General features: G+C 71.0%; 21 protein-coding genes and 1 pseudogene. 10 read left to right on the forward strand and 12 right to left on the reverse strand.

Annotated elements, in window-relative coordinates; genetic code table 11:
* Positions 1 to 4: 4 nt before the first annotated feature.
* Together SLINC_RS35490 and SLINC_RS35495 are read right to left on the reverse strand one after the other, a co-directional pair.
* Complete coding sequence (locus SLINC_RS35490; protein WP_067442205.1) at positions 5 to 1,480, reverse strand: family 43 glycosylhydrolase; 1,476 nt, start codon at positions 1,478 to 1,480, stop codon at positions 5 to 7.
* A gap of 87 nt (positions 1,481 to 1,567) precedes the next feature.
* Positions 1,568 to 2,374 carry an EamA family transporter gene (locus SLINC_RS35495; protein ID WP_067446046.1) on the reverse strand — a complete coding sequence of 269 codons (807 nt, stop codon included), beginning with the start codon at positions 2,372 to 2,374 and terminating at the stop codon, positions 1,568 to 1,570.
* 219 nt (positions 2,375 to 2,593) lie between these two features.
* Here SLINC_RS35495 and SLINC_RS35500 point away from each other — a divergent pair, with 219 nt between their 5' ends.
* The gene (locus tag SLINC_RS35500; protein ID WP_067442207.1) at positions 2,594 to 3,451 is read left to right on the forward strand and encodes a LysR family transcriptional regulator; all 858 of its coding nucleotides are present in this window, start codon (positions 2,594 to 2,596) and stop codon (positions 3,449 to 3,451) included.
* On the opposite strand, the gene SLINC_RS35505 is transcribed toward SLINC_RS35500, so the two are convergent.
* Positions 3,436 to 5,118, reverse strand: coding sequence for a purine-cytosine permease family protein (locus SLINC_RS35505; RefSeq protein ID WP_067442209.1), 1,683 nt, complete (start codon positions 5,116 to 5,118; stop codon positions 3,436 to 3,438). The two genes, SLINC_RS35500 and SLINC_RS35505, sit on opposite strands and share 16 nt — an antisense overlap.
* 223 nt (positions 5,119 to 5,341) lie before the next feature.
* Here SLINC_RS35505 and SLINC_RS35510 point away from each other — a divergent pair, with 223 nt between their 5' ends.
* Positions 5,342 to 6,148 carry an SAM-dependent methyltransferase gene (locus SLINC_RS35510; protein ID WP_067442211.1) on the forward strand — a complete coding sequence of 269 codons (807 nt, stop codon included), beginning with the start codon at positions 5,342 to 5,344 and terminating at the stop codon, positions 6,146 to 6,148.
* A gap of 71 nt (positions 6,149 to 6,219) precedes the next feature.
* On the opposite strand, the gene SLINC_RS35515 is transcribed toward SLINC_RS35510, so the two are convergent.
* Positions 6,220 to 7,551, reverse strand: a complete 1,332-nt coding sequence (locus SLINC_RS35515; RefSeq protein ID WP_310736492.1) for a glycosyltransferase 87 family protein — start codon at positions 7,549 to 7,551, stop codon at positions 6,220 to 6,222.
* Positions 7,552 to 7,822: 271 nt separating this feature from the next.
* On the opposite strand from SLINC_RS35515, the gene SLINC_RS35520 reads away from it, so the two are divergent.
* The 5 genes and pseudogenes from SLINC_RS35520 to SLINC_RS35530 all read left to right on the forward strand — a co-directional run bounded on the left by SLINC_RS35520 (position 7,823) and on the right by SLINC_RS35530 (position 11,417).
* Positions 7,823 to 8,158: a YnfA family protein gene (locus SLINC_RS35520; RefSeq protein ID WP_067442213.1), complete on the forward strand. Its 336-nt coding sequence runs from the start codon at positions 7,823 to 7,825 to the stop codon at positions 8,156 to 8,158.
* Between the two features lie 131 nt (positions 8,159 to 8,289).
* A complete protein-coding gene (locus SLINC_RS35525) occupies positions 8,290 to 9,810 on the forward strand; it encodes an FAD-dependent monooxygenase (protein ID WP_067442215.1) in 1,521 nt (506 codons plus the stop codon).
* Positions 9,785 to 9,970: pseudogene (locus tag SLINC_RS49610) on the forward strand (hypothetical protein); the annotation flags it as partial. The gene SLINC_RS35525 and the pseudogene SLINC_RS49610, both read left to right, overlap by 26 nt.
* A 128-nt stretch (positions 9,971 to 10,098) precedes the next feature.
* Complete coding sequence (locus tag SLINC_RS49615) at positions 10,099 to 10,242, forward strand: hypothetical protein (RefSeq protein ID WP_225988286.1); 144 nt, start codon at positions 10,099 to 10,101, stop codon at positions 10,240 to 10,242.
* Between the two features lie 98 nt (positions 10,243 to 10,340).
* Positions 10,341 to 11,417 (forward strand): bile acid:sodium symporter family protein, encoded by a 1,077-nt coding sequence (locus SLINC_RS35530; protein WP_079164895.1) that lies wholly within the window; start codon positions 10,341 to 10,343, stop codon positions 11,415 to 11,417.
* 37 nt (positions 11,418 to 11,454) lie between these two features.
* Here the strand turns inward: SLINC_RS35530 and SLINC_RS35535 are convergent, their stop codons facing one another.
* On the reverse strand, positions 11,455 to 12,177 hold the full coding sequence (locus SLINC_RS35535; protein WP_067442217.1) for a cation efflux transmembrane domain-containing protein: 723 nt from the start codon (positions 12,175 to 12,177) through the stop codon (positions 11,455 to 11,457).
* The gene (locus SLINC_RS35540; protein WP_067442219.1) at positions 12,177 to 12,512 is read right to left on the reverse strand and encodes an ArsR/SmtB family transcription factor; all 336 of its coding nucleotides are present in this window, start codon (positions 12,510 to 12,512) and stop codon (positions 12,177 to 12,179) included. The genes SLINC_RS35535 and SLINC_RS35540 overlap by 1 nt, the downstream gene beginning before the upstream one ends.
* Before the next feature lie 121 nt (positions 12,513 to 12,633).
* On the opposite strand from SLINC_RS35540, the gene SLINC_RS35545 reads away from it, so the two are divergent.
* Together SLINC_RS35545 and SLINC_RS35550 are read left to right on the forward strand one after the other, a co-directional pair.
* Positions 12,634 to 13,083, forward strand: a complete 450-nt coding sequence (locus SLINC_RS35545) for a hypothetical protein (protein ID WP_067442222.1) — start codon at positions 12,634 to 12,636, stop codon at positions 13,081 to 13,083.
* Positions 13,084 to 13,227: 144 nt separating this feature from the next.
* Positions 13,228 to 13,875, forward strand: coding sequence for a DUF3105 domain-containing protein (locus tag SLINC_RS35550; RefSeq protein ID WP_067442224.1), 648 nt, complete (start codon positions 13,228 to 13,230; stop codon positions 13,873 to 13,875).
* A gap of 114 nt (positions 13,876 to 13,989) precedes the next feature.
* On the opposite strand, the gene SLINC_RS35555 is transcribed toward SLINC_RS35550, so the two are convergent.
* From SLINC_RS35555 to SLINC_RS35565, 3 genes are all read right to left on the reverse strand, one after another.
* Entirely contained in the window at positions 13,990 to 14,715 is a 726-nt protein-coding gene (locus SLINC_RS35555; RefSeq protein WP_067446053.1) for an SDR family NAD(P)-dependent oxidoreductase, read from the reverse strand.
* Positions 14,716 to 14,902: 187 nt separating this feature from the next.
* Positions 14,903 to 17,245, reverse strand: coding sequence for a protein translocase subunit SecD (secD, locus tag SLINC_RS35560; RefSeq protein ID WP_067442226.1), 2,343 nt, complete (start codon positions 17,243 to 17,245; stop codon positions 14,903 to 14,905).
* A gap of 62 nt (positions 17,246 to 17,307) precedes the next feature.
* On the reverse strand, positions 17,308 to 17,712 hold the full coding sequence (locus tag SLINC_RS35565) for a hypothetical protein (RefSeq protein WP_067442228.1): 405 nt from the start codon (positions 17,710 to 17,712) through the stop codon (positions 17,308 to 17,310).
* Between the two features lie 305 nt (positions 17,713 to 18,017).
* Here SLINC_RS35565 and SLINC_RS35570 point away from each other — a divergent pair, with 305 nt between their 5' ends.
* Complete coding sequence (locus tag SLINC_RS35570; protein WP_152038977.1) at positions 18,018 to 18,611, forward strand: DUF6461 domain-containing protein; 594 nt, start codon at positions 18,018 to 18,020, stop codon at positions 18,609 to 18,611.
* 83 nt (positions 18,612 to 18,694) lie between these two features.
* On the opposite strand, the gene SLINC_RS35575 is transcribed toward SLINC_RS35570, so the two are convergent.
* From SLINC_RS35575 to SLINC_RS48190, 3 genes are all read right to left on the reverse strand, one after another.
* Positions 18,695 to 23,140 carry a golvesin C-terminal-like domain-containing protein gene (locus tag SLINC_RS35575; protein WP_067442232.1) on the reverse strand — a complete coding sequence of 1,482 codons (4,446 nt, stop codon included), beginning with the start codon at positions 23,138 to 23,140 and terminating at the stop codon, positions 18,695 to 18,697.
* A 129-nt stretch (positions 23,141 to 23,269) separates the two neighbouring features.
* Complete coding sequence (locus tag SLINC_RS35580; protein WP_067442234.1) at positions 23,270 to 23,779, reverse strand: hypothetical protein; 510 nt, start codon at positions 23,777 to 23,779, stop codon at positions 23,270 to 23,272.
* Positions 23,776 to 24,729, reverse strand: a complete 954-nt coding sequence (locus SLINC_RS48190) for a hypothetical protein (protein WP_159425386.1) — start codon at positions 24,727 to 24,729, stop codon at positions 23,776 to 23,778. The genes SLINC_RS35580 and SLINC_RS48190 overlap by 4 nt, the downstream gene beginning before the upstream one ends.
* Between the last annotated feature and the right edge of the window lie 128 nt (positions 24,730 to 24,857).

Genomic DNA, 24,857 nt, shown 5'->3' on the forward strand with positions numbered 1-24,857 from the left:
ATGATCAGGTCGTGGGGACGAGCCGCCACTGCTGGCAGGTGTTGTTCAGCCAGGTCCACTGCCGTACGTCGGTCCCGTCGGCCGTACCGCAGTTGGCGACGTCCGCGACCTTGCCGCTGTTCTCGTTCACGATCCGGACGTGGTCACCGGTGGCCGTGTGCACCAGCCGATAGCGCTGGCACTTGTTGTTCAGCCAGGACCACTGGCGCAGATCGGCCCCGTCGGCGCTGGAGCAGTCGGCCCCGTCCAGCACACCGCCGGTGGCCACGTTGACCAGGCGGCTGGTGTCGTCGCCGAGGTCCTCGACCTTCCACTTCTGGTTGGCGCCGCCGGTGCAACTCCACTGGAAGACGTTCGTGCCGTTCGCGGTGTTGCCGCCCGCCACGTCCAGACACTTGCCGCTGTTGCGGTTGACCAGGGTGTACGCCGTCGGCGTGGCCGCCGTCTCGCCGGACGGGCCGGGGAGCGTCGTCCCGAGCGCGACCGGGGTGCCGAAGTTCGGGGTGCCGTCGGCGTTCCAGGTGAACTCCTGGGCGCGGGTGGTGCGTCCGTTGCCGCAGCCGCCGTTCGCCGCGGAGTTGGCGTGGTAGACGATCCAGTTCTCGGTGCCGTCCGGCGAGGTGAAGAAGCCGTTGTGGCCGGGGCCGTAGACGCCGCTCGCGTCGCTGCGCTGGAAGACGGGGGTCTGCTTCTTCGTCCAGGAGGCGGGGTTGAGCGGGTCGGAGCCGGTCAGCTCCAGCTGGCCGAGCTTGTAGTCGGCGGTCTGGCAGGAGCTGGCGGAGTACGTCAGGAAGGTGCGGCCGTCGTGGTAGAGCGGCTCGGGGCCTTCGGTGACGGGGCTGCCGGACCGCTCCCAGTCCAGGGTCGGGCTGGAGATGACCGTGAAGGTGCTGCTCGCCAGGGTGTACGGATTGCTCAGCGGCGCGATGACCAGGCTCTGGGTGCTGCCGTTGACGAACCCGCTGCCGAGCAGATACAGCCTGCCGTTCGCCTGGAGCACGCTCGCGTCGATCAGCCAGCCACCCGGGGTGAGGTTGGACCCGGTCAGCGAACCCTTGTAGGTGTACGGTCCCATGGGGTCGGTGCCCGCGCTCTCCAGCACATGCGTGCGCTGCGAGTCGCAGCAGGCCACACCGCTCTGCCCGGCCGAGTAGTACACGTACCAGTGGCCGTTGAACAGGTGCATCTCCGGCGCCCAGATGTTGGTGTTGCGCGTCGGGGTGGTGTCCGCATACACCTGCACGCCGGCCGCGGTGGCGAGGCCCGCCAGGGTCGGGGACTTGCGGATGCCGAGGATCCCGGTGAACGTCGTGGTGATCAGGTAGTAGTTGCCGTCGTGGTACTGGAGCCACGGATCGGCGCCCTTGAACGACTTCACCGGGTTGGTGAACGGACGGCCGTCGGCGGCGACGGCGGGCTGGGTCGTCGCCGACACCAGGGCGATGAGTACGGTGATGAGACCGACGAGTAGCCGACGCATGGGCGACCGTCCTGTTCGTGATATCGAACGCGGTTCGTGAATTCGGTCAGAAGATAAGCGGAGGGCATGCCCCCGTCAACGGTTCCGTCACGCGCGCTTCACACGGGCGATGCTCAGCGTGTTCGCGGTGACGATCGCGCCGATGCCCGCCCACTCCGTCCAGCCGAGGTCCTGGCCGAGGCCGAGCCGCCCCACGACGGCGGCGAGGACCGGGTTGACGCTCATGAACAGGCCGAAGGCCTGGGCCGGTACATGGCGCAGGGTGAACAGGTCGGCCAGGTACGGCACCGCGGAGGACAGCACCCCGGCCGTCACCGCGTATACGACGGCCACCGCGCTCGGCGGCTCGCGCAACACGAGTACCGCGCCGACCGGCAGGAACATCACCGCGGAGAACGCGGCGGCCGCGGCGGAGCCCTGGGCCCCGGGCACCCGCCGGCCGACCGTGCGGTTGAGCAGGATGTACGACGCCCAGCAGGCGGCGGCGAGCAGACCCAGGCCCATCCCGAGATAGTCGGCCGAGGGGCGCGGCCGCAGCAGCGTGACGACACCCGCGGCGGCGATCAGCGCGCAGCACAGGTCCACGCGGCGGCGCGTCGCGGCGAGGGCGACGGTGAGCGGGCCTAGGAACTCCAGGGTCACCGCGAGCCCGAGGCCCACGCGGTCGACGGCGCTGTACAGGGAGAGGTTCATCGCCCCGAACACCAGGCCGAGCAGCAGGACCGGCCACCACTGCCGCCGTGTGAAGGACCGCAGTCGGGGCCGTCCCACCGCCAACAGGGCGAGTGCGGCCACGTATTGACGGACCGCCACGACTCCCACCGGGCCGAGGACGGGAAAGGCCAGAGATCCGATCGCGGCCCCCGTCTGGTTGGACAGACCGCTGGCGACCATGGTGACGACACCGGCGAGACGCCCACGGACGGGTGCCGTCGCGTCGACGGCGGCCAGGGCGTCGGCCGCGGAGGGCGAGCCGGCTTCGGGGGAGGGCGACGCGGGAGTGGAGGAGGGTGAGCCGGCTGCGGGGGAGGGCGAGGCGGACATACGCCGATCGTGCGGCCCGTCCCTCGCATACGCACAATGCGTACACCGGTCCATCCATACGCTGTACGCATGCATGATGTGGAGCTCAGACAGCTGCGCTGCCTCGTCGCGATCGTCGACGAGGGCACCTTCACCGACGCGGCCATCGCGCTCGGCGTCTCCCAGGCGGCCGTGTCCCGCACCCTGGCCTCGCTCGAACGGGCCCTCGGCGTACGGCTGTTGCGCCGCACCTCACGGGAGGTGACGCCGACCGCGACCGGGCAGCGGGTGCTGGCGCAGGCCCGGCGGGTGCTCGGCGAGGTGGACGACCTGGTCCGGGAGGCCACCTCGGGCCACACCCGGCTGCGGATCGGCTACGCCTGGTCCGCGCTCGGCCGGCACACCTCCGCGTTCCAGCGCCGCTGGGCCCAGACACATCCCGGCACCGATCTGCACCTGGCCCGGACCAACTCCGCCACCGCCGGTCTCGCGGAGGGCGGCTGCGATCTCGCCGTGGTGCGCAGGCCGTTGGACGACCGCCGGTTCGACTCCGTCATCGTCGGCCTGGAACGGCGGTTGTGCGCCCTGGCCGCCGACGACCCCCTGGCCCGGCGCCGTTCGGTGCGGCTCGCCGACCTAGCCGGCCGCACCCTCCTGATCGACCGCCGGACCGGCACCACGACCCCCGAGCTGTGGCCGGCGGACGCCCGCCCGCGGACCGAGGAGACACATGACGTGGACGACTGGCTCACCCTGATCTCCACGGGCCGGTGCGTCGGCGTGACCGCGGAGTCGACCGCCGACCAGTACCCGCGCCGCGGCATCGTCTACCGTCCGGTGCGCGACGCCGAGCCGATCGCCGTGCGCCTGGCCTGGTGGCGCGACGAGGCACACCCCGCCACCCAGGCCGTCGTGGAACTGCTCACGGCCCTCTACCGCACCGGCTGAACGGCCGTCGCCGGCAGCACGTGGTCGCCGACCTTGTCGGTGCTCAGGCACAGCGAGCAGATGACCGCGTCGTGCGTGCGGCAGGCGGCCAGGTCGGGGCGCTCGTAGGGCTGGCGGCAGACATGGCAGTCGTACGTCGTCGCGCTGGGGTTGCCGTCGGCGTCCAGGAGCGGCTCGTCGATGCCGTCGTCGGTGCGGCGCAGGTAGTACCTGCCCTTGGTGACGATCGCCATCAACGGGGTGAGGACGAAGGCGATGACGGCCGCGGCGACGGGGGAGTACGGCTGGAGGGTGTCGCCGAGGGCGTGGAAGTACATCGCGATGGACAGCCCGGAGGCGGCGACGAAGGCGACGACACCGACCGGGTTGACGGCGTGCAGCATGCCCCGGCGGAACTCCGGCTGGAGCGGGGAGATCTTCAGCAGGTACTTGTTGACGCCGATGTCGGTGGCGACGGTCACGACCCAGGCGATGGCGCAGTTCGAGTAGAAGCCCAGGATGCTGTTGAGGAAGCTGAACATGTCTGCCTCCATCAGGATGAGCGCGAAGCCCAGGTTGACCAGGACGAAGACCATCCGGCCCGGGTAGCGCCGGGTGACGCGGGTGAAGGAGTTGGTCCACGCCAGCGAACCGGAGTACGCGTTGGTCACGTTGATCTTGATCTGGCTGATCACGACGAGCACCACGGCCAGCGGGACCACCAGCCAGGACGGCATCATCGCGTCGAAGGCGCCGCGGAACTGCTGGATCGGCTCGGGCGCCGCCGTCGGACCGACCTTGGCCAGGATGTAGACGGCGAGGAAGACCCCGATGGCCTGCTTGAGCGCGCCCAGGACCACCCACCCGGGACCGGCCATGATCACCGCGGTCCACCAACCGCGCTTGTTCGCCTCGGTCTTGGGCGGCATGAAGCGCAGGTAGTCGATCTGTTCGCCGATCTGGGCGATCAGGGACAGGCAGACACCGGCACCCAGCAGCACGGAGGCGGTGTTGACGCCGCCCTCGCCGTCGGTGCCCGCGTAGGACAGGAAGCGGTCGACCGTGCCGGGGTCGGTGGCGATCAGGTAGACCAGCGGGGCGACCATCAGGACGAGCCAGACCGGGGTGGTCCACACCTGGAGCTTGCTGAGCGCCTTCATGCCGTAGATCACCAGCGGGATCACCATCAGCGTGGAGACCAGATACCCCAGCCACAGCGGCAGCCCGAGGCCCAGCTTGAGGCCCTGGGCCATGATCGAGCCTTCGAGGGCGAAGAAGATGAAGGTGAAGCTGGCGAAGATGACGCTGGTGAGGATGGAGCCGTAGTAGCCGAAGCCGGAGCCGCGGGTGATCAGATCCAGGTCGATGTTGTACCGGGCGCCGTAGTACGCCAGCGGGAAGCCGGTGACGAAGATGACCACCGCGGCGACGGCGATCGCCACGAGCGCGTTGCCGGTGCCGTGGGCCAGGCCGATGCCCGCGCCGATGGAGAAGTCGGCCATGTAGGCGATGCCGCCGAGCGCGGTCGTCGCCACGACCATGGGTGTCCAGCGCCGGTAGCTGCGGGGAGCGAAGCGGAGGGTGTAGTCCTCCAGCGTCTCCCGCACCGCCTGGTCGGTCTGCCGCGGAGGGACCGCGCCGGGCTGCGCCTCGGCCGCGTCCGACTGTGTATACAACCCAGAATCCATGGGGGGACACGTTAGAAACCGCTTGTTACCCCGGGCGGCATCACCGATGAACGGCACGTTTCCGCACCTGAGGGCGGTAAGGGCGGTGTGGGAGAGACGACGGCAGGATTGGCCAGAACTCCACGGTGTGTGAAGGGTGTGTGGAGCGAACGCGCCTGCGCGCACCGGAGGTTCACCTACGTTGGTGCCTGATCATCGACGCCAACCCGCAGGAGGACCTGCCGTGTCGGACCCCACCGCCGCCGCCCGGGCGGACGCCCGCATCGACACCTCCAAGCCGCACTCGGCCCGTTTCTGGAACTACTTCGTGGGCGGCAAGGACCACTACGAGGTCGACCAGCGGATCGGGGACGAGATCAAGGAGATCTTCCCCGGCCTCGTCGACGTGGCGCTCACCAGCCGCCACTTCCTGGGCCGCGCCGTCCGCCACCTCGCGGGCGAGCAGGGCATACGGCAGTTCCTGGACGTCGGCACCGGACTGCCCACCGCGGACAACACCCACGAGGTGGCCCAGCGCGTGGCACCGGACGCCCGCATCGTCTACGTCGACAACGACCCCGTCGTACTGGCCCACGCGCACGCCCTGCTCACCAGCACCCGCGAGGGCAGGACCGCCTACCTGGACGCCGACCTCTACGAACCCGAGGCCGTCCTGGAGGCCGCCGCGGGCACCCTGGACCTGTCCCGGCCGGTCGCCCTGATGATCCTCAACACCCTCGGCCACGTGGCCGACCACGGCCGGGCCCGTGACCTCGTCGCCCGGCTGATGGCCGGACTGCCCTCGGGCAGCTACCTGGTGATCAGCGACAGCACCGCCACCAGCGAGGGCATGATCGCCGCGTCGGAGGCGTACAACAAGAGCGGCGCCGTCCCGTACCACGTGCGCAGCGTCGCGGAGATCGCCGCCTTCTTCGACGGCCTCGACGTGCTGGAGCCCGGCATCGTCCGGGTCCCCGAGTGGCGGCCCGACTCCGAGACGGCCGCCCCCGCCGGGGTCGACGCCTACTGCGGGGTGGGGCGCAAGCACTGACGCCGGGCGGCTCGGGAGGGTGAGCGGGGGCGACGAGCCCGACCCGTGGGCGAGGGCGACGGCCGCCCGGATCACGCGGCCCGTTCGGTCTCCGCGTCCGTGGTGTGGGCGCGACGGGCGGGCAGCGCGACGGCCGCCGTGAGCGCGGGCCGGGCGGCCGTCGGGGCCGCCGTACGGCTCTGGCGGAACCACGTCACGAGCACCAGTGGGTACACGAGGTAGCCGAAACGCGTGGCCGGCATCAGGCACATGGCGAGTCCCAGCCCGAGGGCCAGCCGGTCGGCCGCGGCGAGAACCGTACGGGGCGGGCGCACCAGCAGCCAGGTACCCACCGCCAGGGCGCTCACCGCCAGGGCCGCGACGGCGAGGACGTGTCCGCCGGGGACGTAGGTGGCGAGCAGGTAGCCGGGCAGGGGACTGGTCGCCGGGGAGCCGGTCCCGGCCGCGCCGAGCGGGAAGAGCACCACGTGCTCGACGAAGGCGTGCGGATCGGCCAGCGCGCTCGGCACCACCGCGACCGCCGCCACCAGCAGGGCCGTGGCGGCGGCCCGCAGCGCGGTACGGCGGCCCGCCGTCACCAGGAGCAGCACGAGCGCCACCGGCAGCAGCGGCCAGGCGGTCCACTTCAGCGCCGCCGCGGCGCCCAACGCCGCCCCGGCCGCCGTACCGGACCCGCGCCGGCCCGCGAGCGCCAGCGCCAGGCACATCAGCCCGATCACCGGCAGGTCCACCCCGCCCACCGCGACCGGCAGCGCCACCGCCGGGAACCCGGCGAGCAGCAGCGCGGCCCGGGCCGGCGGCAGGGAGCCCGCGGTGCGTGGCGCGGCCGGGGGACTGGCCGGGGCGTGCCCGCCGTCGCCGGCGTACCGGGCGGCGAGAGCCATGGACCCGAGGAACACCGCGGCGAACCACAGCCGGGCGTCCGCGAGCGGGGTGTCGCCCAGCAGCGCGTGCGGAAGGCCGAACACCGCCATGCCGGGCAGGTAGGGGTTGAAGTCGCCGACGTCGACCGGATGCGGTGCGTAGGGGCTGCCGGTGTTCAGCAGCAGCCGCGCCGAGTGCTCGACGACACCGACCTCCGGCTGGGCCGTACCCAGGACCATCAGCACCGCCAGCGGCACCACGACGGACCCGGCCGCCGCGGCGAGCGCGGCCCCCCTGCCCCAGGCGGCCGACGAGCGCCCGGCCAGCACCGCCGCCGTGGCGTAACCGGCCGCCGCGCACAGGCCCCACACCCGGTGCGCGGACAGCGTGGTGACCGCGGCGAGCACGAGCGCGAACACCACGCATCCCAGCCAGTACGGGCCGTCCCTGCGCGTCCCGGAGAAGCGCGCTCCTGACGGCCGGGCGGCCGTGCCGGTGGGGATGGAGACAAGGTTGAGGGCGGGTGACGGCTCTGACACGGGGAGCTCCGATGGCGGAAGTGGCGAAAGCTGCGGAAGCGGCAGATGGCGAGGGAAGCGGGCCGGACCTCAATCTCCCGCCCCGGCACACCCGGCCACTTCGGCCGAACGGCCGGTGTTCGCGGCCCTCGGCCTCGCCGCGCCCCCGTTTCCTCGGCCGAACGAGTGAGGCCGAGCGGCTACCGTCACGGGTGCGGGGCGGGAGGGCGCATTCGCTCCCCGTCCGCACCCGCCGCACCCGCACACCTCGCGCACCCGAAGGACTCCCCCCGTGCTCGTCGCCCGTTCCGTCCTCCTGTTCGTCCTCGCCGCGCTGTTCGAGATCGGGGGCGCCTGGCTGGTCTGGCAGGGCGTCCGTGAGCACCGGGGCTGGGTCTGGATCGGCGCCGGTGTCATCGCCCTGGGCCTGTACGGCTTCGTCGCCACCCTCCAGCCGGACGCCGACTTCGGCCGGATCCTCGCCGCGTACGGCGGGATCTTCGTCGCCGGGTCGATCGCCTGGGGCATGGTCGCCGACGGCTACCGCCCCGACCGCTTCGACGTGACGGGCGCGCTGATCTGCCTCGCGGGCATGGCCGTGATCATGTACGCCCCGCGCGGACACTGACCTCGACGACGGGAACGCGACGACGGGACCTCGATGACGTGACCGAGGCCGAGGCCCGTGACGGCAGGGCCGAGGCCGAGGTGTGACGGTCCTGTCCGCTCCGGCCGCCCACCCCGCACTACCGTGGAGACATGACGGCTCCGCTGGACGTGCTCGTGGTGGGCGCGGGACCGACCGGACTCGCGCTCGGCGCACAGCTGGGTGCGCACGGGGCCCGCTTCCGGATCGTGGACCGCTGTCTCGACCGGGTACGGGAGTCCAGGGCGCTGGCCGTCCAGCCCCGCACGCTGGAGGCGCTGGCCGGGTTCGGGATCACGGAGGAACTGGTCGCGCGGGGCAACCCGACGGCCCGGCTGTGCCTGCATCTGCCGCGCAGGGTGGTGCGGCTGCCGTTGTTCGACATCGGCTGCGACGACACGCCGTACCCCTTCCTGCTGTTCCTCTCGCAGGCCGAGACCGAGCGCGTCCTGGGCGCCTGGCTGGCCGCGCGGGACGTCGAGGTCGAGCGGGGCACGGAGCTGGTGCGGGCGGAGCGGGAGGGCGGCCTCGTCGTCTGCCGGCTGCGGCGGGACGGGGCGGAGGAGACCATGCGCGCCCGGTACGTCGTCGGCTGCGACGGCGCCCACAGCACCGTACGGACCCAGGCGGGCATCGGCTTCGAGGGGTACGCCTATCCGCAGACCTTCCTGCTGGCCGACCTGGAGGTCGACGGGCTGGAACCGGGCTCCGCGCACACCTATCTGACCGGCGCCGGGATGCTGTTCTTCTTCCCGCTCGGGGAACCGGCCACCTGGCGGATGCTCGCGATGCGCCCGCCCGGCACGCCCGTCGACGCCGAGGTGACGACGGAGCTCCTCCAGGGGATCGTCGACCACTGGACGTCGGACGGCCTGGTGCTGCGCGACCCGGTGTGGGCGACCGCGTTCCGCCTCCACAACCGAGGCGCCGCCCGTTATCGCTCGGGCCCCTTCTTCCTGGCCGGCGACGCGGCGCACATCCACAGCCCGGCCGGCGCCCAGGGCATGAACACCGGCATCCAGGACGCCCTGAACCTGGGCTGGAAACTCGCCCAGGTCTGCCACGGCAGAGCGCCGGAACGGCTGCTGGCGACGTACGAGAGCGAGCGCGCCCCCGTCGGCCGCAGCGTCCGCGGCCTCACCGACCGGGCCTTCACCGTCGCCACGGGCCACCACCCGCTCCTACGGCTGGCCCGCACCCGACTCGCCCCGCACCTGGCCCCGTTGGTGCTCCGGTCGACCGTCCTGCGCACGCGGATCTTCCGTACCGTCTCGGAACTCGGCATCCACTACCGGCGCAGCCCGCTCTCCCTGGCCGGAACCCGCCCGCCGGCGCACGGCCCGCGGGCCGGGGACCGGCTGCCCGACGTGCCGCGCGGCCTCCAGGCACGGACCTCCGCCCCCGGCTGGCACCTGCTCCTCACCGGCCCGCCCCACCTGTGGTCCGACGAACGCCTCGCCCCGCTCCTGCGCGGCCGGGAGGACCTCGTCACCGTCCACCGCCTGGCCGCGGAGTCCCCCTGGCCGGACGTCGCCCAGGGCCTCGTACGCCCGGACGGCCACCTCGGCCATGTGGCCCGGGGCGCGCACCTGGCCGGCCTGCGTGCTTATGCCGACCAGTGGCTTCCCGTCTGACGATCACAGGGCGCGGGCTCCTCGGCATCACCGAGGTTTGGATCATCGGGGTGTGGACCATCGGGGTGTGGGCCGAAACGGCGCCACCGTGGTCCTGCCGGGCAGTCACCACCGGGGCGACGAGCGGCAGTCGGCCGACGACGACACCCGGGTGCGGGCCGTCACGCCGCCCGGCTCCTGCGTCTTCTTCGTCGGCACCCTGGGGCATGGGGCGGCGCCAACGCCTGTGCCGACCCCCGTCTGGCCGTCACGGCCCAGTACTGCGAGCCCTGGCTCCGAACGCAGGAGGTGTTCAGCCTGTCCACCACCCGCGACACGGTCCGTGCGGTGTCCGAGGACATCCGCCGGATGCTCGGCTACAGCATCCATCCGCCCTTCCTCGGCATGGTCGAGGGCATGCACCCCAAGCGCCTGCTCGACCCCTCCTCCTGAAGGCCGCGGCGGGCGCCGCCCGTACACGGAATCGGTGTCGGCCCTCCACGCCCCGACCACGTTCGTCTGCTCGCATGGCCGGAAGGCCGGAAGGCCGGATGCGGACACGGAGACAGGAGGCACACCGGCGATGGAACGCCCTCAGGACCACAGCAGCACGGCGGCACCCGTGGCATCGGAGGCATCGGCGGCACCGGCTGTCCCGACGACGGGCCGGGCCGTCCGCCGGAGAGGACGCGCGGGCCGACCGGACGGCGAAGCGGGCCGTCACCGTCTTCCCGCTGCTCGTGCTGGCGGCCGGTGGTCTCGGCCTGGCCCTGCCGTCCTGGTTCGAGGGCGGCAAGCCCGCCATTCCCTATCTGCTCGGCCTGGTCATGTTCTGCATGGGACTGACGATGACCTCGCAGGACTTCCACACCGTCGCCAGGCGGCCGTGGGTGGTCGCGCTCGGCCTGGTCGCCCACTACGTGATCATGCCGGGCCTGGGCTGGGCGATCGCCCACGGGCTGGACCTGGCACCCGAGTTGGCCGTGGGAGTGATCCTCGTCGGATGCGCCCCCAGCGGCACGGCGTCCAATGTGGTGACCTTCCTGGCCAGGGGAGACGTCGCGCTGTCGATGTCCGTGGCGACGGTCTCCACCCTGCTCGCCCCGCTCCTGACGCCCTATCTCGTCCTGCTGCTGGCCGGGCATCTGCTCGACGTCGAGGCCGGACCGATGGTCGTCGACATCCTCAAGACCGTGCTGGTCCCGGCCGTCGCGGGCCTGCTGGTACGACGTGTCGCGGGCGCCCTGGTCCGACGGTGCCTGCCCGCGCTGCCCTGGTTGTCCGCCGCCACCGTCGGGGTGATCGTCCTGATCGTGGTGGCCGCGAGTGCCTCCGCGCTCAAGGACGCGGCCGTCGTCGTCCTGCTCGCCGTGGTGCTGCACAACGGCCTCGGCCTCGCCCTCGGTTACGGAGCGGGCCGGCTCGCCCGGCTGGAACCCGCCGCCAGCCGGGCCATGGCCTTCGAGGTCGGCATGCAGAACTCCGGGCTCGCCGCCTCTCTCGCCGCGACCTACTTCGCCCCGCTGACCGCGCTCCCGGCCGCCGTGTTCTCGGTCTGGCACAACGTCTCCGGTGCGCTGGTCGCGGCGTGGATGAACCGCCGTTCGCCGAAGAAGACCTCGACGTGAACACCCTGGAAGGCGGGCCGGGCGGTCGCTGCCCAGGTCAGCAGCAGGAGCAGTCGTGCGCTTTCCGGTCCGTGGCCTCTGAGACCTCCGTGCCCCCTGCGGCCTCCGTGGTCACCGCGGCAACCGGCACGGCACAGCAGCCGTCGCCCCGCCACGCGTCCCGGCCCTCCTTGACCGCCACGGCGGCGATCACCAGGGCGGCGATCGGGTCGGCCCAGCTCCAGCCGAACAGGGAGTTGGCCAGCAGGCCGACGAGCAGGACGGCCGACAGGTAGGTGCACAGCAGGGTCTGCTTGGAGTCGGCGACGGCCGAGGCGGAACCCAGTTCGCGCCCGGCACGGCGCTGGGCGGCGGACAGGAACGGCATGACCGCCAGCGAGAGCGCGGCCAGCACGATGCCGACCGTGGAGTGCCGGGCCTCCCCGGCGCCGCCGAGGGCGCGGACGGCGTCGACGGTGACGTAGGCGGCCAGCGCGAAGAAGGAGACCGCGATGATCCGCAGCGCGGTCCTCTCCCGTGCCTCCCGCACGGCGTGCTCGCGCGCCGAGAACTGCCAGGCGACCGCGGCCGCCGAGGAGACCTCGACGACCGAGTCCAGACCGAAGCCGATCAGGGCGGTGGAGGAGGCGATCGTCCCCGCGGTGATCGCGACGATCGCCTCGATGACGTTGTAGGCGATGGTGGCGGCGACCAACAGACGTATGCGCCGGGCCAGTTGGGACTGGCGGTCGGGTGCGGTACCGAGGGATGTCACCGTCATCAGCAGCAGCCCTTCTCGTCCGCGTCCGCGCAGGTGCGGTCGGCCTCGACGGCGAGGACGGCGCCGCGCAGGTCGTCCAGGGCGTGTCCGAGGCGGCCGTCGGCCAGTTCGTACCGCACCCGGCGGCCCTCGGGAACGGCGACGACGATCCCGCAGTCCCGCAGACACGCGAGGTGGTTGGAGAGCCGGGTGCGGGAGATCTCCAACTTGTCGGCGAGGTCGGCCGGATGGGCCGGGGCATCCCGCAGCGCGAGCAGGATGCGGCAGCGGATCGGGTCGGCGAGCGCGCGGCCGAAGCGGGCCAGGGCGTCGATGTCGGAGGCGATGGACAGCACACCGCGACGATACACAGAATCTTGAATTCAGGAAACCCTGAACCATTCTCCGCCATCCCGAACCATCCACTGTCCGGACCCGGTCCCCTCCCCGCCACGCCGTTGGTTACGATCTGCCGCGATGAACAACCGGCGCCAGGGACCGCGGGGCGGGGCGGGGAACACGGCCCCCTTCGTCGTGCTGCGCTGCGCCGCCCTGCTCGCCGCACTGATGTGGGTGCTGCCGATCTGCACCCACACCTCTGCCGAGACCTCCGCCGAGCCCTCCCCGCCGGTGGCCGCCTCGGTCTCCGCCGGCGGGACGACCGCCGGACCGCCCGTCCTCATCGGCGCCGTCGCGACCGTCGAGGCCGACCGCACCTGCCCGAGCAATCAGCACGGACCCGGCGACGCGCACGGCCGCTCCACGACCTGGGCCGCCGCGAACACCGCCTCGCCCCTGCCCGCGCCCTGCCCCCGAGCCGTGGACGTCTCCGCCGCCGGCCCGCCCGGCACGTCGGCCGCCCGAGGCGCACCGCCCGATCTCGCCCACACCCCCGGCATCCACCAACTCCAGGTCCAGCGGATCTAGGAGCGGCACCGCACGGCCACGTGCCCGCACGCACCACCGTGCCCGCCGCCCCCGTCCCGCCGCCGCACACGCGAGCGCGCCGGACACCCTCACCCGAACCGCACCACCGCGCTCTCACCTGTGCGGTGGGGACAAGGACATGCCATGGGATCGTCCCGAATCAAAGCCCAGCGCGCCGAACGCCGCGCCAAGGTGGAAGAAATGCGCCGCGCCCAGGAGGCACGCGACCGCCGCAACCGCATGATCACCTGGATCTCCAGCGGGGTCATCGTCGCCGGTGTGATCGGCGGCGGCTGGTACCTCGTGGACCGCAGCCAGGATCAGAACGCGGCCGAGGAACGCGCGGCCGCCGCCCCGATCAAGGGCGAGCGCACCTTCAAGGACCTCAGCCAGAACCACGTCACCAAGCCGGTCGACTACAAGATGTCCCCGGCGGTCGGCGGGGACCACGACCAGGTCTGGATGAACTGCAACGGCGACGTCTACGACCGGGAGATAGCCGAGATGAACGCCGTCCACTCCCTCGAACACGGCGCCGTCTGGATCACCTACAACGACAAGGCCGCCGACACCGACGTCAGCGCCCTCAAGGACAAGGTCCAGGGGACGCCGTACACCCTCATGAGCCCCTACGCCGACCAGTCCTCCCCGATCACCCTCTCCGCCTGGGGCAGGCAACTGGCCGTGAACTCCGCCTCGGACCCCCGCGTGGACACCTTCCTCACCAAGTACGTCCAGGGCGACCAGACTCCGGAACCGGGCGCGGCCTGCACGGGAGGGAAGTCGGCCTGAGCGGGCCCGCGTCCCGAACCACCGGCCGGCCGGGCGCCGCGCGCGTCCCCGGTCGGTGGAGCCCGGGCCGCCGGAGGACGAGCTGCCCGACGCTCCCGGGATCCGCCGAGTCGGTCAGAGCACGGTGCCCGTCTCCTCGGCCAGTGTCCGCAGGAGGCGGTCCTGGAAGTCCTCGTCGTGGACGGAGCCGTGGGGTTCCAACTGTTCGCCGTAGTACCAGTAGCCGCCGGTGGTCAGGGCCTGCGGATCGTCGCTGGAGGCGAGCCACTCCTGCGTGCGGTGGCCGAGTTCGAGGTCGTCCGGTGCGTTCGGGCCGCCCATCTTCGTGGGCACCCAGCCCGGATCGACGGCGTTGCTCAGCACTCCGGGGCGCAGCCGGGCCACCGCCGCCGCGAGCGCCGTGACGAACAGTTTGCTGTCGGAGTAGGAACCCGCCTTCCCGCCCCGCCAGTCGACCCCGTCCGTCGAGGGACGCCCGTCGAAGTGCGAGCTGCTGCTCAGGTACACCAGCCGGCGCGGCCCGCGCAGCAGGGCCGTGACCAGATACGGCGCGATCACGTTGACCGGCATGACGGCCGGACCGCTCCACACCCCGGCGTTGTGGATGACCGCGTCGAGCGGCTTGCCGTCGTTCAGTTCGGCGGCGACGCGCCGTACGGCGTCCCGCTCGGCGAAGTCGCCCACCACGACGTGCGCCCCGCGGTCGGACAACGCGTCGAGACCCGCCGCGCGTTCCGGGTTCCGCGCGTGCACCACCACCTCGTGCCCGGCGGACAGCAGCGAGTCCGCCGCGGCCCGCCCGAGACCGTCCGCGGAACCGGTCACCAGGATCCGACTCACGATCACACCCGCCTCTCACTCGCGTGCCGGGGACAGGCTTCGACCGTATCCTCCCCGGTGCTCAGGACGCGAAGACGCCGCCGGCCGGCGCCCCATGGACGGGTGAGGGGAAGGTCGCGCGGGCAGTAGGCGGGCAGTCCCTCCACGGCCTGCCGCATCCCGCCTACGCCTCCGCGTCTCCCCGCCTTCACACCACAGCGCCCGACCCCCGCGCCCGCCCGCGTCGCTCCAGCGGACGGCGCGATCCGCTGTCCTCGCCGCGCTCGGGGCGCACCGGCGGCGCCGGGTGGTTGCCTTCGAGCTGCACGGCGATCGGTACGGCGGTGAAGACCGTCGACGCCATGCCGATCACCACGCCGGCGATCAGCGCCACGGAGAAGTCCGCGAGCGAGTCACCGCCGAGCACGGCCAGGGCCGCCAGGATGAACAGCGCGCCCAGACCGGTGTTCACCGTGCGCGGCAGCGTCTGGATGACGGCCCTGTTCGCGGTGGTTTCCAGGTCCGCCGCCGGATCGCGGCGGCGCGCCTCGCGCACCCGGTCGAAGACGACGACGGTGTCATTGACGGAGTACCCGATGACGGTGAGCAGGGCTGCCAGGAAGACGCTGTCGACGGGCTTGCCGAGCCAGGCGAACAGGCCCACCACGAGCAGCACGTCGTGCACCATGGCCGATACCGCCGCGGCGGCGAACGTCCACCGGAATCGCACGCTGAGGTAGATCAGCTGGGCCGCGACGGCGATGCCGAGCGTGATGAGCGCGTTCCGGCGCAGCTCGTCGCCGAGGCTCGGGCCGATCAGCTCGTCCCGCTCGACGGTGACCTCGCCGCCCTCCGCCGCCAGCGCCGTTTTGATCGTGTGCTGCTGGTCGTTGCTCAGCTCACCGGTGCGTACCGAGATGTCACCGTCCCCCGACTCCTGCACCAACGCGCGCGGGAACCCGGCGTCCGAGACCGCCGACCGCGCCGCGTCAACGTCCACGGGCTTGCTGGTGCTGTACTCCACCAGGCGCCCGCCGGTGAACTCCACCCCGAAGTCCAGACCCCGCAGGCCGATTCCGGCGACGGCGACCACGATCAGCAGCGCGCTGACGCCGAACCAGCGGCGCCGGTGGTGCACCAGGCGGGGTTTGCGGTGCGCGAGCCAGGTGCGAACCCGGCCGGTGGAGGCGATCCCGGTCAGACCGGGCCGGTTGCGCACGAAGCGGCGCCGGATCACGAGGTCGGCGAGGACCCTGGTGATCACCAGGGCCGAGATCATCGAGACCAGAACACCGATGGAGAGCGTGACGCCGAAGCCTTTGACGGGTCCGGTCGCGAAGAAGAAGAGCAGGCCGGCCGCGAGCAGCGTGGTCACATTCGAGTCGACGACCGCGCTCCAGGTCTTGTCGAAGCCGGTGCGCAGCGGCTTGTCCAGGTGCGCCGAGGCCGACTTCAGGGCGCGGACTGCCAGGTACTCCTCGCGGGCACGCTCGAAGACCAGCACGTTCGCGTCCACCGCCATGCCGATCGCCAGGACGAAACCGGCGAGTCCGGGCAGTGTCAGGGTCGCGCCCAGGGCGACCAGCGCGGCGTAGGAGATGAGCCCGTACAGCGCGAGCGCGATGGTGGCCAGGGCGCCGAGCAGCCGGTAGACGACGAGGATGAACAGCCCCGTCAGGGCGAGCCCGATGATCGCGGCCTGGGCGCTGGCGGCGATGGCGTCGGCACCGAGAGTGGGGCCGACGGTGCGCTGCTCCACGACCTCCACGGGCACCGGCAGCGCGCCGCCCTTGACGAGCGCGGCCAGCTCGCGGGCCTCTTCCCGGCCGAAGCCGCCGGTGATCTGCGTGGAGCCGCCGGAGATGCCGACCTCGCACGCCACGTCCGGGTTGACGCCGGGCGCCGAGAGGACCTTGCCGTCCAGGACGATGGCGACGCGCCGCTCGGGGGCGCCCTGCGGGGCACAGGCCGCCGCCCCGGTGATCCGTGCCCAGTCCTTGCCCGCCTGCCCGCGGAAGGAGAGGTTGACCGTCCAGCCCGACATCGTCTGCTGGTCGAGCACCGCCTCGGCGTCCTTGACGCCCTCGCCGGTGAGGGCGGTGGGCCCCAGCCTGAGGAACGCGCCCTGCTGGTCGGGGTCGGCCAGGGTGCGCGAGCCGTCCTTGGCCGGCGCCCCCTTGTTCTCATCCTGCTTGTCCGTCGCGCCCTGCACCGGGTGGACGGTCAACTGCGCGGTGCGGCCGATGACTTCGGCGGCCTCGCGCGGATCCTGAACGCCGGGCAGCTCGACGAAGATCCGCTGCTGTCCCGACCGGTACAGGCTCGGCTCGGACACGCCGAGCGCGTCGACCCGCTGGCGGAGCACCTCCAGGGCCCGCTGGGTGGATTCGGCATCGGCCTTGACGACGGGTGAGTCCTTGGTCTCCAGGACGATCTGGGTGCCGCCGCGGAGATCGAGGCCGAGGCGGGGGGACTGGGTGAGGGCGAAGAAGAGCGAGGCGGCGATCACACCTAGGGCGACGATCGCCCGCCACATGGGCGCGCGAGACATGAGTTCTCCACGATGGGCAGGCAGACGGAGCCGACGTCTGTGCCGGGCACGGAGGCGAACGGTCAGGCGTCGGTACGGACTTCGGTGCTCCATCGGGACGGCGGGCCGCGCGGGCGATACGCGTGGCCGCCCCCGCTCGCTCCCGGGGCCGCGGCCGCCACAGCCACGGCGGGGCCGCCGACAGTGCGGTGCGGGGCCGCCTCCCCGGCGCCAGCGCCCAGGAAGTCGTGGAACGGGTACGGCACGGCGTCGGCGTGGCCCAGAACGGGACGCGTCACGGCGACGGTTCGCTGAGCGTCGGCGGTCGCGGACGCCTGCGCGGTCACCGTCGCGGCCGTCCCCGCCGAGGCCGGGCGGGACGCCGGCACCGACTTGGCCGACACCGGCAGGAGGAAGGTCAGGACCGCGAGCAGCGCCGAGAGCACGACGGCGGCCGGGCGCGTGGGATGTGCGCGGTGCTGCTGCACGCCTCTTGCCCCCCGGTCAAGTCATCGTGCGGAACCAGCAGTCGGACACTGCGAGCCGACGACTCGGATCATCCGGCCGTCAGTGACACGAACGCCGCCGGGCGCCCGGAGGTTCCCGACCCGCCGCAGGAATGTTGCCGGGCCATCGGTGTACCAGGTCGTCCGCCGACACGAACGTCGTGCCGTCGCCCGCCGCAAGCACGAGGTGCGGCCCGGGTGATTCTGCGTACGCTGAGCGGGCGGTGGCATCGTCGATGTCCGCAACGGCGTATGGGCTCTGCGTGCCCTGCAACGAGAGGAACGCGTTGGACGGGATTCGGTGGCTGGCGACGGCGGATGAAGTGGATCTCGGCTATTGGGTGCTGTTCGCACGAGGGCTGAGCCCGGCCGACCTGCTGACGCGGCTTGGTCTGGAGTCGGAGTCCGGTCGGATGCTGACCCGACTGGAGGCCGGTGACCTGGCTGACGAGACCGATGACGTGGTGGTGCGTGCCGGGGCGAGCGCGGGGTGGGCGTATGCCTTCGTCGAGGGCGGTCCCGCGGGTCCGGCCCCGTCGGACGGCGTCCGACGGCTCTCGATGGGAACCGAGGCGGTCGACTTCTGGCGCACGGTGAATGCGGACAGTTCGCTCGGCTATGCGGAGGACGGCCGTATCGTGTGCCGGTTCGAGCCCGGCCGCGAGCACGAGCGTACCGGCGCCGATCCCGACCGGCTGGCCGGGGCGATGCGGGAGGCGGGGCTGTTGCTGCCGGACGGCAGCGCGGCGCATCAGCACGGGGACGGTGTGGACCGGCCCGACCTGCGGGCCCTGGCCTTGGCCGAGGCGGTGTTCGGGCTGGATCTGCCCCGTGCCGAGGTACTCGAAGGGCAGCTCCTGGCCGCCCGGCTCACGGACTAGGCAGAGCCGGCACGGCGCTTTTCAGCGGCGTGCGGGGCCCGGCACCTCAAAGGTGCCGGGCCCCGTGTCATGCGCCCAGGATGTCAGGGCCGCACCTGGCAGAACGTCTCCGGGTCACAGTCCTCGTATCCCTCCAGGTACACGTAGTACGCGTCCCCGTCGAGCACTCGCGCCTTGGGCGTCCACCGGCCCAGACCGCCCCCGGCGGCGGTGTTCTGGTCGTTCGGGATGTTCCCACGGCCGCATACCTCGTTGTACGTGGGCAGGTCGTAGCGGTCGTCGACGTAGAGCTTCCAGCCGGTGCTCTCCTTCGTCGCGAAGAACTGCGCGCAGTCGGCGCCGGACTCGACGCCGGGTTGCAGACCGCCGCTCTCCCGGGACGCGGCGAAGGCGTACTCATCACAGCTGGCGTCCGGGGTGTCGGGATGCTTGTCGAACTTGGCGGCAGCCGACTTGCACATGATGTTCCGGTTGTCCTCCTGGAGCTTGGTGTCCGCCAGACGGTGCAGCGGGCTGTTGTGCTCCTTGCTGCCCGGGTGGTTGGCCAGTTTCTGCTGAAGGACCCAGTACAGCGTCGCCGCGGCGGGGAACTGCTTCCTGTTCACCGGATACGACGGGGTGAACTCCGAGAAGACACAGCCGGCCCGCTTGCCGGCGAACTCGTTGTCGCAGCGCACCTTCAGCTCGGGTTCGTCGTAGTCGACGCCCGACGTGTCCTTGCCGTCGATCTTCCCCGACAGGATCCAGTTGAGGTGGTTGGTGACATGTCCGGCGTCGCCGTCCCAGTCGAACTTGATGGTGGTCGTGGCCTCGTGGAAGTCGGTGTACGTCGTCCACTGCGGGGACCCGGACCAGGTCTGGTCGGCGATGGTGCAGGACGGCAGGCAGAAGCCCTGGATGTTGAGGCTGAACAGGAACTGCGTGACCGTGGGGTCGTACCTGGTCGGCTTCAGCGACACCCGCTGGGTGATGGTCTTGCTGTTGACCGCGAGGTCGATCTCGTGCCGGTAGGCGAGGTAGGCGTTGCCCTGCGGGACGCCGTTCTTGATGATGCCGACCGTCACCTCGGAGGTCATGCAGGCTTCGAACCGGGTGAAGCTCTTGGACCTGGCGGCTATGGAGCAGCTGGCGTTCTCCTCGGGCGTGACGGCGGCCGCCGCCCTGGCGGTCTTCGCAGCCTTGGGCGTGTTGCCGATACACACCTCGGTGTCGTCACTGCCGGCTGTCTCACGGCAGGTCATGCCCTTCATGGCGCGGGCAGCCGGGGACAGACCGGCGGCCTGGTCGGCGCTTGCGACACCGGCGGGGAACACGTCGCCCGGGATGGTCTGGGGCGTGTCCGGGATCTCCGGGTCGGGCGCGTTGGGGTCGGGGTCGGGGAAGGAGATCTCCCCGAGTCCGTCGTAGTCGCCGGGAACGAAGGCGATCGCGTCCCAGGCGATGTCCTTGTCGCCGGTGCCGTCACTGGTGAAGTTGGACAGGCTGACCTCGGGGGTGGTGCCGTTGAAGCGATAGGCACCCAGGTCCACCCACTTGTTGGACTCGTTGGCGGTCTGGGAGATCGTCCTGTTTCTCGTGCCGAACGCTGTCTTGATCCTGTAGGTGGCCTGGGCTGTCTGAGCCCCGTGGTCGGGGATGTGGGCGTAGACCTTGGCCTGGCCGGAGATCGTCCGGTCGAGCTTCCACACACCGATGGCCTGCATGCGGTTGGCGGTGCCCATCGTGGACTCCGGCTGCCGAGTATGGGCGAACCAGAAGTGGTTGCCGTATCCGGCACCGATCTGATGGGTGTCCATCTTCCCCGGATACGTGCCGTTCCACATGCTGTAGTTGAGGGTGAACGTGCCGTCGGACTTCGTGGCTCCGCAACTGCGGGAGGCCGATCCGGTCGGGACGACACCGTTGCGCACGTCATCGACGATGAGCGCGTCGGACGGCAGGCCGCTGCTGCATCGCGGCGGGTAGGAGTTGGCGTCCGGTTGCTCGGGATAGGTGGTGTTGAACCGGTGGACCTGGTTGCCGCACTGCGCGAGGGTCGTGCAGTTCTTCCACGTCACCGACTTGTTCCACCAGCAGTGCAGCCAGTGCGGGTTGGTCTCGTCATTGCCGGAGTCGAGGGTGCAGGCGCCCTGGCCGGGGTCGTTGGAGTCGTTGTCGCCGATCTTCGAGGGCACGCAGGAGTTGGAGGAGTCGCAGAACAGGTCGACCGGCGGCTTCGCCGAAGTGCGGTCGGCGTTGCTGTTCCACCACGCCGGACGGTATCCGGCCTGCACATCGCCGGGCCCGAACAGGGCGGCGATGGGGCGGGCGGCCCAGCCGATGACCTTCTCCTCGTAGGGCCAGTCCTGCGGGTGCGCGGCATCGGCGTAGTTGTCGCCGCCGGCCGCGTTCTCCAGGAACGGCAGCCGGTTGGCCTTCCACAGCGGGTTTGCGGGGTTGTTGGTCCAGCCCACGCCCCAGTGCCCGGCGGAGTCGGCGGTGTCGTAGAAGCCGGAGTTGTACGCCCACAGGGCGAAGAACCAGTTCTCGATCCACTTGGGGTGGCCGTCGTTGACCTTCATGCCGGCCTTGCGGGTCTGGTTCCACTTGTCCGACAGGATCTGGGCGCCGTAGGCGATGTTGGCGGTGTAGTCGAGAGCGACGGCCTCCTGCTTGAGGGTGCTCATCGCACTCTCGCCGGGCTTGGTCTTACCGGCCAGCCGCATGCCGTCGGTGGCCTGCGTGATGCCGTAGCCGCAGTCCGCGTCGGACCAGTCGATGGCCCACGGGTCCTGCTGCTCACCGGACGCGGAGTAGTCGACGCCGTAGTAGTTGCCGATGAGGCTGTTGGAACTGACGCCCGGCACGGCAAACCGGGTGGCCTGCCACATGTTGGACTCCTGGGCGGTGACACCGAGGAGGATCTGGGCGGGGATGTGCCAGCGGTCGTTGTCGCCGTCCTCGGTGTCCAGCTTCCCGTTGGGGTCGCCTTCGAGAAGGATCGGTGGGAACAGCCCCTGCGGCTGGTAGCCGGCCATGCCGGTGTTCTTCCAGTCCGGGGAGCGGTAGAAGTCGAGTTTGCCGACGACGGCCTGGTCGACGGCCCACTCCACCTGACGCGGAGTCGGCTGGAACGCCTGCTTCTTGACGTCGTTGCGGGCCACGGCACAGGTCCGCTCGGTGGCGTCCTCGCTCGGGTCGTCGGGAGCGGAGGCGGCGGCGAGCCGGACCCCGGCCGTCTGCGCGGACGGGCCGGACGAACGTCCGTCCTTGGCCGATGACTTGGATGCTCCAGGAAGTGCCGGGGAGGCCGCCGCTCCCTGCCGTTCCGCCTTCTCGCCGCCGATACGGCGCTCGCCCGGCGTGGCGTCCAGCGTGACCGTCCGCTCCGTGTCCAGCAGGCGCAGGCCGACACGGGCGGTGCGCTCGGCCAGGGCTTCGTCGGGCCGGATGCGCGTGTCCTTGCCGTCGGCCCAGGCGGTGGTCACGGCGGCGGCACCGTGACTGGAGACGAACGCACCCTTGGCGATACCGCCAGGATTCTTCACCGTCTTCGGCAGTACGTTCTTCGTGGCGGCCTTGCCGGTGATGAAGACGGTGCCGTCGGCCGAGGAGGTCAGGTCCCACTGGGCCAGCGGGCCCGAAGCGAGCGTGGTGGCACGGGCCTTGCCGGTGCGCAGCCGGCTCGCGGTCAGGTGCTCGGCGCGACTGGTAGCCGCCTTCTTCGCACTCGCGCTCTTCGTGCGGTCGATGTAGGTGACGCCGCCGGTGGCGTCGACCGTCAGCTGGAACGGCACCGACTCGGTGCGCGTGATCTCCCTGAGCCCGCCCTTGCCCCCGGCGGCGACCAGCCGGTTGCCGTGGGCGGCGACGACGCCGTTCCTCGTCGGCACGGCGGAGGTGACCTGACCCGGGTAGGTGACCGGGGCGCCCGCCCGGCCCGTGGCCGCGTCGACCGTGACCAACCGGGTCCGCTGCGCGGTGTCGCCCTCGTAGGAGAGCTGGGTGAACACGGCCTGCTCGCCGGCACCGCAGCCCGGGCTGAAGTAGGCCAGCGACGCCTGGAAGGGCAGTTTGGTGACCGCGCCGGTGGTCAGGTCCACGACGGCCGCGAAGGCTCCCCGCGCCATGAGTTCGGGCTTGTTGGTGAAGGTACGCGGCGCGTAGGCGACCGCCGCCCGCTTGCCGGAGGCGGTCAGACACGCGTTGCCGATCCAGGTGTCGGTGTCGAAGCCGGGTTCGGAGAGGGTCGCCGCGGTCTTCCAGGCGTAGCCGTTCTTCTCGTCCGCGACCAGCAGATGGAAACCGGTACCGTCGCCGGACGTGGTGAACGCGGTGTCGGTGGACTTCTGGTAGCCCTCGCCTAGGAGTTCGGCGCGGTCCGCGGAGGGGACCTGGTCAGGCTTGTCGACGTCCTGGGTGTCCGGCGCCCGCCATTGAGCGGCGTTCTTCGGCGGCGTCGGTTCGGCTGCCTGCGCGGGCATGGTCAGCGGTATCGCCAGCGCCGTGGTCACCGCCACGGTCACGGGTGCCAGGAACCGCTTTCTCATACGTCTTATGTGTCTCACGCTTTTCCTTCATCGGTGTCGGTTGTGCACCGTCGGGATGTCCACAGAAGGGGGTATCGCGGCGCGTCACCCCACAGGTGAGTGCGGTGAGGCGCGGACATGGGTGAGGGGCTAGTACCTCTTGTGGGATGCGTTGTCGTTCTTCAGCTCGGGCACGAGGTTTTCCGCCAAGCCGCCGTAACCGCCGCAGGATCCGTAGATGGCCTGGGAGATGCTCTGGTAACCAGAGCCCCAGTAGACCCGGTTGTAGACGCCGCATTCGGCGTTCGCAATGGAAGCGGCGTTGTTCTTGAGGGGTGTCCCGTCTCCGCTGTCAGTGGTGCAGGTGCCGGGAAGCATGCCGTAGTGGAACACCAGGCGGACCAGGGTCGCCCCGTTCGGGGAGTAGCCGTAGTGGTCGGGGACACTCCTGTTGGAGATGTAGCAGGAACCCTGACCGGAGTTGGTGGTCGAGCCGACGCTGTTGTAGTAGAGCACGAAGCAGTACTTGTTGCCGCTGGAGGTGCAACCGTCCGACTCGAAGGAGGTGGCGGCCTGCGCGGGTTGGGCGCAGAGGATGCCGGCGGCGAGGAGCAGGGCGGCGGGGAGCGACCGGATCAGGTTGCGTATGGTCCGGGTCACTTGTCACTGCCTTCCGAGATCACTCTTTGTGCGGTCGTCCTGACGGTGTTCGTTTGGGCGAGTTCGGCGTCGAGGGAGGACTTCTTGGCAGCGATCTGCTGGTTCTGAATGGCGGTCTCCGCCGCGGACCAGACCTTGATGAGGCCGGTCTCGCCCTTGCAGGCGACGTCGGCGGTGGCCACGTCGATCTCCTCTGCCGACGCCGTTGACGTCGACAGGTCGAAACTGGCAGCGGGCTTGTACGGGTCGTCGAACGCGTGGCCCCTGTCGTTCATGCACGCCGCCCAGCCGGCTATGGCGTCCTGGACAGCAGGTTGCTTCAAGGACTCGGTCATGCTCGACGCGTTGACTCTCGATGCGTCCTCGCCCTGCGTGAGATGCCCGAGCTGACGTTCCGTCTCCCCGCGGCACCCTCCCTCGGGAACCTTCACTCCGTTGTATGTGCCGCCCGAGAGCTCCGGCCCGTCCCCGAGGAACACCGTTCCCTCCGCCCCGGCAGCCGGCTCCCATGCCGGCGGCTCGTCCAACTGCTCAGGCGGCAGGTGGTAGCCGTGTTCCGCTGCTTGCGTCGCGTCGGAAGCCCCGTACCGCCTGGGCATGTTGGCATCGTTGAACTCAAGGGGCGGGTTGGCCCCCGGAACCGGCGGGTTGAACTTCTCGAAGCCGAACCGAGCCATACAGCTGACCCAGAGATCTCGCTGGGCGCGCTGCCATTCCACGACGTCCGTGTAGCCGACGAGATACTTCTCCACCGGCAGGGACAGCCCCTTGGCAAGCCCACGCTCGGGCATGCGACTGGGCCACTTGCTCTCGTCGACAGCGTTTGCTGCCACCGTCTTCGGTGAAGACTCATCCGGTGCTGCCCCACCGTCGCCGGCCGAGCTCACGACCACACCGGCGACGAGTGCCGCTCCTGCGAAGACGCCAGCAAGCGCTTGCCGTCCATGCATGAACTACCCCCCTCATTCCTTTCATGTGCATGACATGCAGAAGTTATGTCAGGTCGCTTCACGGTGACCACACAGAGGTGATCACGGGATGGCAACGACTGGTCTGGACCCTTGCGGGCCGCAGGAGG

Origin of the sequence: Streptomyces lincolnensis, assembly GCF_001685355.1 — a bacterium.
GTDB lineage: Bacteria > Actinomycetota > Actinomycetes > Streptomycetales > Streptomycetaceae > Streptomyces > Streptomyces lincolnensis.